The sequence below is a fragment of the Streptomyces sp. NBC_01445 genome (assembly GCF_035918235.1).
Classification (GTDB): domain Bacteria; phylum Actinomycetota; class Actinomycetes; order Streptomycetales; family Streptomycetaceae; genus Streptomyces.
In genome coordinates, this window is record NZ_CP109485.1 from 9,902,861 (window position 1) to 9,915,443 (window position 12,583).

Here is a 12,583-nt window from a genome sequence, read left to right on the forward strand (position 1 = left end):
CGTCTCGTCGCACTGGGCAATCCGCGAACCTCCGAAGCCCTCGTCGAGACCGGGGGGCTCAGCGCCAGTCGACCCCGCCCGCGCCCGTGCCCTGAGCCAGTCTTGCCTCGATCTCCTCGCGCACCTTCTGCATCACGGTCACAATCCGCCGCTCGCGCTGCTCGGTGAGCCGTGCCACCGGCACCGAGCAGCTGATCGCGTCCTGCGCCGGCGCTTCGCCGTTCACGCGCAGCGCGAAGCCGAATCCGACGATGCCGGTGACGCCCTCCTCGCGGTCGATCGAGTAGCCGCGGGCACGGACCTGTGCGAGGTCGGCGACGAGCGCGGCCAGGGTGGTGTGGGTGCGTGGCGTCAGCGCCTCGTACGGTGCGTCGGGCAGTGCCGCGTCCGAGTGTTCGGCCAGCAGCGCCTTGCCGAGTGCGCCCGCGTGGGCGGGCAGCCAGCGCCCCACTCGGCTGATGGTGCGCAGATACTCGTGCGACTCACGGGTCGCGAGGTAGGCGATGTCCATGCCGTCGAGGCGGGCCAGATGGATGGTCTCGCCGAGTTGCTCCGAGGCATCGTCCAGGTAGGGGCGCACCACGCGGACCACGGGGTCGGTGTCCAGATAGGTGGTGCCGGTGAGCAGTGTGCGCAGGCCGATTCCGTAGAGCGAGCCGGTGGCGTCGGTGCGCACCCAGCCGCGTGCGATCAGGGTCTGCAGCAGCGCGTACATGGAGCTGCGCGGGACGCCCAACTCGGCGGCGAGTTCCTGCAGCCGGGCGGGCCGGTCGCCGCGGTCGGCGAGGAGTTCGAGCAGTTCGACCGTGCGAGCGGCCGACTTCACCTCGCGCACGCCGGACTCGGACGGCCGGACCACGGGCTCAACAGATTCGGACATGGGTCGATCGTACGTACCGTCCCGACCTGCGTGTTCCCGCCTGCACTTGATGCCGAATCCCTTGCTCGAACCCATTGACGGGGTGGTTTCCCGAGCCTACTGTCCATCCCCATGTGCGAACGTCATCTACATACGGAGACAGCATGGTGACTCGGACCCCCCTCGCCGGCACTGCGGCGCGGCTGCGCGACGGCATGGCCCAGGGCGTGCTGTCGTTCCCGCTCACCAGCTTCCAGGCCGACGGATCGCTCGACCTCGACGGCTTTCGCAGCTATCTCGCCGGGCAACTGGAGACGAACCCCGGCGCGCTCTTTCCGGCCTGCGGCACGGGGGAGTTCGGCGCGCTCGACGAGGACGAGTACGGCCAGGTCGTCGCGACCGCCGTGGAGGTGACGGCGGGCCGCGTCCCGGTCGTGGCCGGTACCGGCTACGGCTACGCCCAGGCACTGCGCTTCGCCCGTATCGCCGAGGACGCCGGAGCCGACGCACTCCTCGTCCTGCCGCACTACCTCAACAAGGCCCCGCAGGACGGGCTGGTCGAGCAACTCCGCCGGATCGCCGACCGCACCCGGCTGCCACTCATCGCCTACCAGCGCGACCATGTGACGTACGACGCGGAGACCGTGCGCCGGATCGCCTCGATCCCCGGCGTCATCGGCCTCAAGGACGGCCACAGCGACCTCGACCGGCTCCAGCGCAGCACCCTCGCCGCCCCCGACGGCTTCCTCTTCTTCAACGGCGCCCCGACAGCCGAGCTCCAGGCCCGCGCCTATGCGACGGTCGGCATCCCCGCCTACTCCTCGGCCGTCCACGCCTTCGCCCCGGAGATCGCCAACGCCTTCTTCCAGGCCCTGTCGGCAGGCGACGACAGCCGTGTCGACAACCTGCTCGCCGACTTCTACGTGCCCTTCGTGGAGCTGCGCGACCGGCGGCCCGGGTATGCGGTGTCCCTGGTCAAGGCGGCGGCCCGGCTGCGCGGCCGCCCGGTCGGACCGGTCCGCGCGCCCCTCACCGACCCGACCCCCTCAGACCTCGCCGACCTCGAAACACTGCTCACCACCGGCCTGAACCTCGTTGGAGCCGCCCGATGAACGACCTGACGATCACCGACGTCCGGCTGACCCCGATCCTCGTCGCCGACCCGCCGCTGCTCAACGCCCAGGGGGTGCACCAGCCGTACACCCCCCGCCTGATCATCGAGGTCACCACCGCGGACGGGATCACCGGCCTCGGCGAGACCTACGGCGACACCAAGTACCTGGAACTGGCCCGCCCGTACGCCGAGAAGCTGGTCGGCCGGTCCGTCGCAGACCTCAACGGCCTGTTCACCCTCGCGGACGAGGTCGCGGTGGCCGAGGAGCGGGTGACGAACCAGGTGGACGTGGGAGGCCTGCGAGGCGTCCAGACCGCCGACAAGCTGCGGCTGTCCGTCGTCTGCGGCTTCGAGGTTGCCTGCCTGGACGCACTCGGCAAGGCGCAGGGCCTGCCGGTTCACGCCCTGCTCGGCGGCAAGGTGCGCGACGCCGTCGAGTACAGCGGCTACCTCTTCTACAAGTGGGGCGAGCACCCGAAGGGCGTCGACTCCGAGGTGGACGACTGGGGCGAGGCCGTCGACCCGGCCGGCATCGTCGACCAGGCACGCAAGTTCACCGAGCGCTACGGCTTCCGCTCCTTCAAGCTCAAGGGCGGCGTATTCGCGCCCGACCAGGAGATCGCGGCGATACGCGCCCTCGCCGAGGCGTTCCCCGGAAGCCCGCTGCGACTCGATCCCAACGGCGCCTGGTCCGTCGAGACCTCCATCAAGGTCATCGAGGCGCTGCAGGACGTCCTGGAGTACATGGAGGACCCCACTCTCGGTACGCCCAACATGGCCGCCGTCGCCGCCCGTACCGACGTGCCGCTCGCCACCAACATGTGTGTGACGACCTTCGACGAGGTCAAGGAGGCGTTCACGTGCGACGCCGTCCAGGTCGTCCTGTCCGACCACCACTACTGGGGCGGCCTGCGCAACACCCGCGAACTCGCCGCCATATGCCGCACCTTCGGCGTCGGAGTGTCGATGCACTCCAACACCCACCTGGGCATCTCGCTCGCCGCGATGACACACGTGGCGTCCACCGTCCCGAACCTGCACCACGCCTGCGACTCGCACTACCCCTGGCAGTCCGAGGACGTGCTGAACGAACGGATCACTTTCACGGACGGCAAGGTGACCGTCTCCGACGCCCCGGGCCTCGGCGTCACCCTCGACCGCGACAGGCTCGCCGTCCTGCACCAGCGCTGGCTTGACGACGACGGCACGATGCGCGAACGCGACGACGCGGCAGCGATGCGCGTCGCCGCCCCGGCCTGGGAAACCCCGGCCTTCCCCCGCTGGTGACACCAATTGCCTGACGGGAGACGGGAGTTCGTACGTCACGGCTCCCGGCTCTGGTTGCGGGAGTTCTCCGCCGGGAGTCCTCTTCCCGGCCCCGGCGGCTCCCGCCCCTGCCGTACCCCGCATTCACGATCGGAGCCGCTCGTGTCCGCAGTACCCCAGAGCGCCGTCAACGGCGCCGTGCAGCACCCCCCGGCCGTCGAGTCCGCCATCAAGAAGATCTTCAAGCGCGTCATACCGCTGTTCTTCATCATGTTCGTCGTGAACTACATGGACCGGGTCAACATCGGCTTCGCCAAGGACGAACTGAGCGCCGACACCGGTCTGTCGGCGGCCGCGTTCGGTGTCGGTGCGGGCATCTTCTTCATCGCTTACGCGATCTTCGAAGTGCCCTCCAACATCCTTATGGAGCGATTCGGCGCACGGATCTGGCTCACCCGGATCATGATCAGCTGGGGGGTCGTGGCCACCGCCATGGCCTTCGTGAACAGCGCCGAGATGTTCTACGTGCTGCGCTTTCTCCTCGGCGTCGCGGAAGCGGGCTTCTTCCCCGCAGTCATCTACTACTTCTCCCGCTGGCTCCCCGACTCCCACCGCGGCCGCGCCACCTCCATCTTCCTCATGGGCTCCGGCACGGCGACCGTCATCGTCGGCCCGATCTCCGGCGCGCTCATGGAGATGCACGGCCTCCTCGGTCACGCCGGCTGGCAGTGGATGTTCTTCATCGAGGGCCTCTTCTCGGTCGCTCTCGGCTTCGTCGTCTACCGCTTCCTGGACAACAGCATCGAGAGCGCCGACTGGCTCACCGACGAGGAGAAGCAGGGCCTCGTAGCCACGATCGACGCCGAACAGGCCGCCCGCGAAAGCAAGCGCGGCACCGCGAAGGTCTCCCGCTGGAAGCTGCTCGCCGACCCCCAGATGCTGCTCTTCCTCTGGATCTACTTCGCGATCAACGTCGCCCTGTACGCGGTGACGTTCTGGCTCCCCTCGATCGTCGACGACGTCGGCGACCTCTCCGAGTTCCAGGTCGGCCTCCTCACCTCCGTCCCCTGGCTGTTCGCGATCGCCGCCGTCTGGGTTTCCGGCCGGATCTCCGACCGCATGGGCAAGCGTCGTCCCCTGCTGATCACGCTGCTGCTCATCGGCAGCCTCGGCACACTCCTCGCCGTCTACGTCTCGCCGTGGCTCGGCCTCGGCGCCCTCTGCATCGCCGCGGTCGGCTTCAAGCCCGCTTCCCCCATCTTCTGGACCATTCCGCAGAACTACCTGGATGCCCGCGCCGCTGCCCCGGGCATCGCGCTCATCAACTCCATCGGCAACCTGGGCGGCTTCGTCGCCCCGACCGCCTTCGGCATCCTGGAGACCACGACGGGTTCCACCAAGGGGGGCCTGGTCGGCCTGACCGTGGTCGGAATCCTGGCCGCACTCAGCGTCCTTCTCGTACGAGGAGGTGGCAGGAACGACAGCGTAGGAGGCGGGGCGGTGGACTCGGCAGCCGACGCCGCGGCGGCGGCCGATCCCAAACCCGCTTCGGCCTGACAGCGAGCACTGGCCGCCGCATCGTTCCGAAGCCCGACTGTCCGCCTGACCGAGCAGCGCTGCGACGGGTCGGGCCAAGGGAACGCGGCTGCCGCGTCGTCTTCAGGGGCGATGACGGTGACGCGCCCAAGTGGGGTGATGGCGGCTGCCATCGCGGCGATGAGTGAACTGGAGCGCCGATGCACTGCCGCCATTTCTCGTGGACATCCACGAAACCAGGTCGAGGAACGTGCCCACTGCCTCGTTGTCCTCCCACAGCGCCGACGCGGCACTGGTGATCAAACTCTTCAGGTGCTCCGACGCGGTCACGGCCTCGGTTGCCACGGGGTGTCCCTCGTGGCCATCGAAGTGGCGGAGGTGCGGGGGAGGGTCTCGAAGGTCGGCACGGTGGTCTCCTCCGGGCAGCACGACGGAGCCCCCGGCGGTCGCCGGTGGCTGATGCAGGGCGGTGCTCGTTGGTGGCTGCGGGTTGCTCGGAAGCTGTGTCACACCCTCGAAGCGCTGGTCAGCGCAGTGCGACAGCGGCGACACGCAGGTTCTTCCCGTGTCCCCCGCCGTTGACGGCGATGGCGGCCCGGCAGGCCGCAGACGCCCGCTGTACTCCCTGGGAGCAACAGTGCGACCCGGCTGACGAGGTCGGCGGGCGCGCCGGGGCGGCGACGGCGGCCGCGACGGTGAGCACGAACGACAGGACGCCGACGAGCGTGGCGGCAGCGGCAGTGCGATGATGGATCGTCCAGCAGACCTCCTCGGTCGGCGCGATGGCCTGCCGTGTCTGACGACGTCACGCGGCCGTGCGTTCACGGTGGGCCCCGAAACCCACCGGCCGGAGCGCATGCCGGCGATGCCGGGTGAGGTCGGGCACATGGCCGGTTTCGCCCCCGCGCTCACCGGCCCCCACCACGGGTCCGACAGACGTTGATCCGCGTAGCGCCAGCCTTTCCCCCACCGCGGGAGGTGTGCCGCATGAGCTCAGCACGGCCGAGTATCACCACACACGGCAAGACCCGGTTCGACGACATCTACAATCAGCCGGATCCGCGCGCCTACTTCCACAGGCTCGGACCACTGGAGTACGAGATCCCGCAGCATGGCCAGGAAGTATTCCGTCGCGCCCGGGCCGACCGGGCAGCCGTCCACGGCACGGACGACCCCGTCACGGTGCTTGACCTGTGCTGTTCCTACGGCATCAACGCCGCTTTGCTCAATCACGACCTCACGCTCGCCGAGCTGTACGAGCACTACACCGGCCGCGAGGCAGAATCCCTCACCACCGCTGAACTTATCGAGGTGGACAAGGAGTTCTACGTCTCACGGCGCCGTCCGGACGCGACACCGGTCGTCGGACTCGACGCGGCGGACCAGGCCGTCCGATACGCCCTCGACGTCGGCCTGCTCGACGAGGGTTATGGCGAAAACCTGGAGCAGGCTCCGCCCGGACCAGGCCTGCAGCGCGCCGTCGGGCGTTGCGGGCTGATCACGGTCACCGGAGGCATCGGCTACATCACCAGGAGCACCTTCGAGGCGCTTCTGGAGTGTGCCGAGGTCCCGGTCTGGGTGTACGCCTTCGTCTTGCGGACCGTGCAGTATCACCCAGTGGCCGCCACTCTGAGCGCCTTCGGCCTGGCCACCGAGACGGACCCGGCGCAGACCTATCCGCAGCGCCTGTTCACCGGTCCGGCGGAACAGCGATACGCCATCGAGCAGGCGCGTCTCGCGGGTCACGACCCGAACGGGCTGGAGACCGCGGGCCGGTACCACACCCAGCTGTACCGGTCCCGACCCCGCACGGTCTGAGGGCCTTCGGCGCCTCCGGCCGGCCGGAGGCGCCAAAGGCGATCACTAGGCCTCCACGTCATGACCAGTGATCTCGGATCCACCTGCTCGTGCTGTGACGTCTACCGCCCTGAGCCGCTGATGAACCACACGGCCGAGCCCCCGGCCCTCGCCGGCGACGGGCGGCCGTGATGGACGACGCACGTGTGTCCAGCGCGAGCGCGCGCTTGGCCTCGTCCTCGGGGATGTCGACCGCCGGCGGGGCCAGCTCGGAGGAGCGGATCTCGTGGGGCCACCGCATCGAATGCAGCACAATCGCCGCGGTTCCCCTGATGCGGAGCAGGCCGAGGCGCTCCCGCCCGCGCCACGCGAACCTGGCCACGGCCGCCTTACTGTTCCGCTCGAGCACCCACCGAAGGAGCGTGTACGGCTTGACGGCTACCTGGCCGCCGGGTTCGAGGTAGTGGCGCTCGCCGATCCGGATGGGGTCGATGTCGCTGTACGGCACGAAAGAAACGATCTCGATCGCCTTCGCCGTGGGCAGGGGCAGGTCGGCGAGGTCCTCGTCAGCGATCGCGATGATCGTGTCCCTCGAGATCTCATCCCCTTTACCGATCTCCTCGGCGCCGATCTCGCGCTCCTCGATCTCTCAGAACTTTTTGGTGCGCACTCTGGCCATGTCGTCCAGGTGGTGCCGACGGAGACGCACGCTGTGATCCTCCGTGGCTGCGGTCACCTTGATAGGGATCGTGACCAGGCCAAAGCCGATGGCGCCGGACCAGACAGCGTGCGGCATGAGGGACCTTCGATACGTGCCCCGGGACCTCCTGCGGGGTCTCAAATTTCGTGTCGGAATCTCACGGCTGGTGCCGGAGGGAAGTCGGATCCTGCGTGGGGCTGAGCCATGCAGGTCGGGCCTGTACCGTGTTCGCGTTCTCGCGCCGACGCTTGGGAAGGCCGAGCGGCCTCGCCGGGAACAGCCGGTCCGGGCGGCGCTGTTGCATCGACCGAGGGACCGGCGTCGCGCGGGTGGGAACAAGGTCATCCGCCCCGACAGGATCCGGGCCCTCGGGATCGCGGTACGCCCGCCGCGCGCTCGGACCAAGACGTATTTCTGCAGGAGGAATGTTTCATGGCTGACCGGCCCTTGACGCTCATGGCAGTGCACGCCCACCCCGACGACGAGGCCACCGGAACCGGAGGGGTCCTCGCGCGGTATGCGGCGGAGGGCATCCGCACGGTTCTCGTGACGTGTACTGACGGCGGTTGCGGTGACGGACCGGGGGGTGCCAAGCCGGGCGATCCCGGGCACGATCCGGCGGCCGTCGCCTTGATGCGCCGTCAAGAACTTGAGGCTAGCTGTGACGTCCTGAAGGTCAGTGATCTGGAGATGCTGGACTTTGCCGACTCCGGGATGATGGGCTGGCCGAGTAACGACGCCCCCGGATCCTTCTGGCAGACCCCCGTGGAGGAAGGCGCCGCCCGACTCGCGGAACTCATGCGGCACTACCGGCCCGATGTGGTCGTCACCTACGACGAGAACGGCTTCTACGGCCACCCCGACCACATCCAGGCCCACCGCATCACGATGGCGGCGCTGGAGATGACCGCGCTGACACCGAAGGTGTACTGGACGACGATGCCCCGCTCGATGATGCAGCGGTTCGGGGAGACCGTGCGCGAGTTCCATGAGGACATGCCGGAGCCGGATCCTGCGGAGGCCGCCGCGATGGCCGAGATCGGCCTGCCCGACGATGAGATCACCACGTGGGTGGACACCACCGCATTCAGCGGACAGAAGTTCGATGCGCTGGCCGCGCACGCCAGTCAGGGCGAGAACATATTCTTTCTCAAGATGGGCAAGGAGAGGTTCGGCGAGTTGATGGGCATGGAGACCTTCGTACGTGTCCAGGACGCCACTGGGGCGGCCGTACCCGAGAACGATCTCTTCGCCGGACTGCGCTGATCCGACCGTCCGACCGAGGCCTGGGAAAGATCATCGGCCGCACGGCGCTGTCGAGCGGGTCACATACCCCGAGGCTTGTCCACGCGGGTTCCGCTCCGGCAGCGATGATGAGGCGCACGGCGATCAAGAGGCAGAACTTCGGTCTGACCTGGACCGACGCGGACGCCGTTCCCCGCGCTTCCGTGGTCAGCTACAACAAGGCCAGCGCCGAGCAGCGTCAGACCGAACTCGAGGCGGCCGGGTCCACGCAGGTCCGCATCGTCGAGACGAAGCCCGGGCAGGTCCTCGCCGCGCAGACCTGACGCTCACCCCGCCGGGCCGGCCTGGGCAGTCGTGTGGCCCGGCGCCTTCACGGAAAAGGGTCGGGCCACAGACCGGCTGTGTATGCAGGCCACCGAGTTGGTGGCCTGCATACCCGCTTGGTCGATCTGGTCTCTGAGCCGCTGAGCTCTGGCCTTCAGCCGCGCCCACTGCTCCGTGTCGGTGGCTCGATCAGCTGCTTGACCAGGTCGTGGGCCTTGCGGCGCATGACCTGGATGCGGTCACCGGCGTCGCTCGAACCGCCCACAGTCGCTCCTCCTGGGGCGCCTGCACAACAATCCGTATCAGCAGAGCAACGCTCAGACGTTCCGGCAGCTTGAGGGCGACGGGCTCGCCTCATCAGCACCATCCCATCCCGGACGCCGAGCCTCTCACCGGAGCGGCCTTCCTCTGGGGGGCCTCGCCGCCCGCACCGGAGCGACCCTCGCCACGACCCACTGGGACACTGGCTCCGTCCTGGTTGCGCCCACCCCCCTTGCCGGCCGCGGCCTCCTCACCGATGGCTGTCCGAGCGCCCCTTTGGCTACGCGCTCCTGATCGCGGCGCTTGGAAACGTATGGGTGTCGCGGTGCCGCGCGGTGCTGTCGGATCGTGGACACGGGGTTGCGGGAGCAGCATGGAAGGGAAGGCCTCAACCAGCACGCGTCCTGAGTGGGCTTGCGCTGAGGAGGGAGCTCTCCAGGATGGATGTCCATGAGCCGCGCCCGGAGCGGGAGGGGGACGGCGGGGCGGGGCCGGCGCCGCCGGGAGGGTTGCTCGATCTGCTCAGCGTGGCTGCGGTCGTTCTGGACGCCAGTGGGCGGATCGTGTTCTGGAGCCCGCAGGCCGATGAGGTGTTCGGGTACACGGCTGAGGAGGCTCTGGGCCGGTACGCGGCGAGGCTGCTGGTCCACGAGGAGCAGCGGGACCTGGTGGTCAGGCTGTTCGCCGAGGTGATGGGGACCGGCGAGAGCTGGGCGGGCGCGTTCCCGATCCGGTACAAGGACGGCAGCACGCGCCTGGTGGAGTTCCGCAACATGCGCCTGGTGGACGACCTCGGCGACATCTACGCCTTGGGCATCGCTGCAGATCAGAGCACCTTGCAGCGGATGGAGACTGACCTGGCCCTGTCACAGCGCCTGATCTCGCAGGCTCCCATCGGCATCGCCCTGCTGGACACGGACCTGCGCTATGTGCTGGTCAACCCGGAGCTGGAGCGCATCAATGGTCTGTCGGCGGCCGATCACTTCGGCCGGCGCCCGCATGACATCCTTACGTCCCTCGACGTCGACTCGATCGAGTCCGCGATGCGCCGGGCGCTGCTCACCGGCGCTCCCCTGATCGACCAGCACACCGTCGGCCGCACCCGCGCCGATCCGGACCATGATCACGCTTGGTCGGTGTCGCACTACCGGCTCGAAGACGCCAGCGGGCGGGTGATCGGTGTGGCGAACTCGGTCATCGACGTCAGCGAACGCCACCGGGCAGCTGCCGAGGCGGACCGGGCCCGGCGCCGCCTGACCATGATCGCCGACGCGTCCGCCCGTGTAGGCACGACCCTGGAGAGTGAACACATCGCCCAGGAACTGGTGGGGGTAGCGGTGCCGGACCTGGCCGACGTGGCGTCGGTCGATGTCCTTGACGCCGCTCTGGACCTGCGCCGCTCCTCTCCCTCCGAGGGCCCGGAGCTGTTTCGCTCGCTTGCCGTGGCCTCGGCCTATGCCACTCCAGCCGCGGGTGCCATGCAGACCGTCGACCGCGCCCCGTACGGCGCCGACCGGCTGATCACCCAATGCGTTCACACCGGACGGCCCGTCGTCGTCACCCACGCCGGACAGAAGGATCTGGAGCGCATCGCCCTCGGCACCGACAACGCGGCAGTCCTCGCCCAAGCAGGCATGCACTCCTACCTCGCGGTCCCGCTGATCGCCCGCAACGAGGTCCTCGGCGCATTTGCCTTGCTGCGGGCCCGTAACCAGCTCCCGTTCGACGAAGACGACGTACTGCTTGCCGTAGAGCTGGCCGCCCGCGCCGGCGTCGCCATCGACAACGCCCGCTTGTACCAGAGCGTCCGCAACACCGCCGAAACCCTCCAGCGAAGCCTCCTGCCCGGCGAACTCCCGCAGCCCACCGGCCTGAATGTCGCCTCCCTCTACCAACCCGCACAGGCATACAGCGAGGTCGGAGGCGACTGGTACGACGTCATCCCCCTTGCGGGCGACAAGACCGCTCTGGTGATCGGTGACGTCATGGGCAACGGCATCGACGCTGCGGCCACCATGGGCCGCCTGCGCACCGCCACATCTGCGTTCGCCGACCTCGACCTGGCTCCCACCGAGGTCCTGCGGCACCTCGACAAGATCACCTGCGGGGTCGAGCACTACATCGCCACCTGCATCTACGCCACCTACGACCCGCACACCCACCGGTGTCACATCGCGAACGCCGGACACCTCCCGCCCGTCCTCGCCTCACCCGGAAGGCACCCTCAACTCCTCGAGCTGCCCCCTGGGGCACCCCTCGGTGTCGGCGGTGTCCCCTTCCACACCACCGCGTTCGACCTGAACCTTGACGACCGACTCGTCCTCTACACCGACGGCCTCGTCGAAACCCGCCACCAACCCATCGACGAGCGCCTGAACGCTCTCCTGCAGACTCTGGACGAACCCCGCAGACCACTCGACGAAACCTGCCGGTGGCTCCTTGACGCCCTGCGCGACCCGGACGACCACGACGACGTTGCCCTCCTCATCGCGCAAGCCACATCCGTGGTCTCCCCACCCCACCCCACCTGACCCGAGGCCCCATCCGATGCGCACGGACCGATTCCGTGGCCGTTGACTTCACTGCCCGTGGCAGGCAGTGGGGGATGGCAGTTCCGTCAGTGCGCAGCTGGCGCTGTGACCGCGTAGGTCGCCGGGTTGTGTTCAGGCCGCCGCCTGTGACTCACAGCGATACCTGGCCACTCGCAGCCGTGGATGGCCACTCCCGAGTCGGCATCGAGCGATGAGTTCCGATACGAAGAGAGGTCTTCTTGGGCGGACGTGCTCGTGAGGTGCCCGTAGAGGCGCCGCCCAGTCCTCGGATCGTGGGCACGTACGGACTCGACCAAGCTTGATGACCGGCAAGGAGACTCCAGCGTGAGCGACATTGTGGTCCAGAAGATCCTCCGGCCCGAGCGCGCAGTAGCGGGCCCGTGGCTGGAGGTGATCGCCTCGAATCTCGATCACCACCGAGCGACCTTCTTGTGGAAATGCGAGGGCCTCTCGGATGCACAACTGCGGCTACGTCCTGTGCGGTCGTCGGCGTTGACCCTGCTAGGGCTCATGCGCCATCTGCAAGGGGTTGAGCGTGCCTGGTTCCAGCGGACGTTGGCCGGCACGACCCCTCGCTTCTTTCCCTATCGGACCTACGTCACCGCTGACGGTGGCGAGTGGTACGACGAGTCGGACGCTACGACGGCCAGGGACGTCTACGAGGACTACCTGAAGGCGTGCGAGGAGTCGCGGCAGGTATTCGCGAAGGTGACCGCCGACATCGCGCGCATCGTGCCGAACCCGGAATTCGGTGACACCGATGTGCGGTTCGTCCTTGAGCACGTGATCGAGGAGTACGCCCGCCACGTCGGCCACGCGGATCTCCTCCGCGAGGCCATCGATGGCGTCACTGGCGAGTAGCAGACCGCTGCGCGCCACGAAGCATGCCTCAGCCCAGCAGGCGACGAATCGTGGCGAGCCTGGGACGG

12 protein-coding genes are annotated in these 12,583 nt (G+C 68.4%); 8 read left to right on the plus strand and 4 right to left on the minus strand.

Annotated elements, in window-relative coordinates; translation table 11 throughout:
- Nucleotides 1-58 precede the first annotated feature (58 nt).
- Nucleotides 59-880 (minus strand): IclR family transcriptional regulator, encoded by an 822-nt coding sequence (locus OG574_RS45270; protein ID WP_326778024.1) that lies wholly within the window; start codon nucleotides 878-880, stop codon nucleotides 59-61.
- 143 nt (nucleotides 881-1,023) lie between these two features.
- On the opposite strand from OG574_RS45270, the gene OG574_RS45275 reads away from it, so the two are divergent.
- The 3 genes from OG574_RS45275 (at nucleotide 1,024) to OG574_RS45285 (ending at nucleotide 4,796) form a co-directional block, all read left to right on the plus strand.
- Nucleotides 1,024-1,971, plus strand: a complete 948-nt coding sequence (locus OG574_RS45275) for a 5-dehydro-4-deoxyglucarate dehydratase (protein WP_326778025.1) — start codon at nucleotides 1,024-1,026, stop codon at nucleotides 1,969-1,971.
- Nucleotides 1,968-3,260, plus strand: coding sequence for a glucarate dehydratase family protein (locus tag OG574_RS45280; RefSeq protein ID WP_326778026.1), 1,293 nt, complete (start codon nucleotides 1,968-1,970; stop codon nucleotides 3,258-3,260). The genes OG574_RS45275 and OG574_RS45280 overlap by 4 nt, the downstream gene beginning before the upstream one ends.
- Before the next feature lie 141 nt (nucleotides 3,261-3,401).
- Entirely contained in the window at nucleotides 3,402-4,796 is a 1,395-nt protein-coding gene (locus OG574_RS45285) for an MFS transporter (protein WP_398378085.1), read from the plus strand.
- A gap of 102 nt (nucleotides 4,797-4,898) precedes the next feature.
- On the opposite strand, the gene OG574_RS45290 is transcribed toward OG574_RS45285, so the two are convergent.
- Nucleotides 4,899-5,120 (minus strand): hypothetical protein, encoded by a 222-nt coding sequence (locus OG574_RS45290; protein WP_326778027.1) that lies wholly within the window; start codon nucleotides 5,118-5,120, stop codon nucleotides 4,899-4,901.
- A 642-nt stretch (nucleotides 5,121-5,762) separates the two neighbouring features.
- On the opposite strand from OG574_RS45290, the gene OG574_RS45295 reads away from it, so the two are divergent.
- On the plus strand, nucleotides 5,763-6,593 hold the full coding sequence (locus OG574_RS45295) for a hypothetical protein (RefSeq protein WP_326778028.1): 831 nt from the start codon (nucleotides 5,763-5,765) through the stop codon (nucleotides 6,591-6,593).
- 58 nt (nucleotides 6,594-6,651) lie between these two features.
- On the opposite strand, the gene OG574_RS45300 is transcribed toward OG574_RS45295, so the two are convergent.
- Nucleotides 6,652-7,218 (minus strand): Ku protein, encoded by a 567-nt coding sequence (locus tag OG574_RS45300; RefSeq protein WP_326778822.1) that lies wholly within the window; start codon nucleotides 7,216-7,218, stop codon nucleotides 6,652-6,654.
- Nucleotides 7,219-7,704: 486 nt separating this feature from the next.
- On the opposite strand from OG574_RS45300, the gene OG574_RS45305 reads away from it, so the two are divergent.
- Both OG574_RS45305 and OG574_RS45310 read left to right on the plus strand, forming a co-directional pair.
- Nucleotides 7,705-8,538 (plus strand): PIG-L family deacetylase, encoded by an 834-nt coding sequence (locus tag OG574_RS45305; RefSeq protein WP_326778029.1) that lies wholly within the window; start codon nucleotides 7,705-7,707, stop codon nucleotides 8,536-8,538.
- A gap of 104 nt (nucleotides 8,539-8,642) precedes the next feature.
- A complete protein-coding gene (locus OG574_RS45310; RefSeq protein WP_326778030.1) occupies nucleotides 8,643-8,840 on the plus strand; it encodes a hypothetical protein in 198 nt (65 codons plus the stop codon).
- Between the two features lie 3 nt (nucleotides 8,841-8,843).
- Here OG574_RS45310 and OG574_RS52910 read toward each other — a convergent pair whose 3' ends face one another.
- On the minus strand, nucleotides 8,844-8,999 hold the full coding sequence (locus tag OG574_RS52910) for a hypothetical protein (protein WP_442816953.1): 156 nt from the start codon (nucleotides 8,997-8,999) through the stop codon (nucleotides 8,844-8,846).
- Nucleotides 9,000-9,542: 543 nt separating this feature from the next.
- Between OG574_RS52910 and OG574_RS45315 the strand changes: the two genes are divergently transcribed.
- A complete protein-coding gene (locus tag OG574_RS45315; RefSeq protein ID WP_326778031.1) occupies nucleotides 9,543-11,633 on the plus strand; it encodes a SpoIIE family protein phosphatase in 2,091 nt (696 codons plus the stop codon).
- A 345-nt stretch (nucleotides 11,634-11,978) separates the two neighbouring features.
- Nucleotides 11,979-12,515 (plus strand): DinB family protein, encoded by a 537-nt coding sequence (locus tag OG574_RS45320; RefSeq protein ID WP_326778032.1) that lies wholly within the window; start codon nucleotides 11,979-11,981, stop codon nucleotides 12,513-12,515.
- The last annotated feature ends 68 nt before the right edge of the window (nucleotides 12,516-12,583 follow it).

Coding starts and splice junctions, on each gene's coding strand:
- OG574_RS45310 (WP_326778030.1), top strand. CDS start 8,643: ATGATGAGGCGCACGGCGATCAAGAGGCAGAACTTCGGTCTGACCTGG.
- OG574_RS45315 (WP_326778031.1), top strand. CDS start 9,543: ATGGATGTCCATGAGCCGCGCCCGGAGCGGGAGGGGGACGGCGGGGCG.
- OG574_RS45305 (WP_326778029.1), top strand. CDS start 7,705: ATGGCTGACCGGCCCTTGACGCTCATGGCAGTGCACGCCCACCCCGAC.
- OG574_RS45270 (WP_326778024.1), bottom strand. CDS start 880: ATGTCCGAATCTGTTGAGCCCGTGGTCCGGCCGTCCGAGTCCGGCGTG.
- OG574_RS45280 (WP_326778026.1), top strand. CDS start 1,968: ATGAACGACCTGACGATCACCGACGTCCGGCTGACCCCGATCCTCGTC.
- OG574_RS45295 (WP_326778028.1), top strand. CDS start 5,763: ATGAGCTCAGCACGGCCGAGTATCACCACACACGGCAAGACCCGGTTC.
- OG574_RS45275 (WP_326778025.1), top strand. CDS start 1,024: ATGGTGACTCGGACCCCCCTCGCCGGCACTGCGGCGCGGCTGCGCGAC.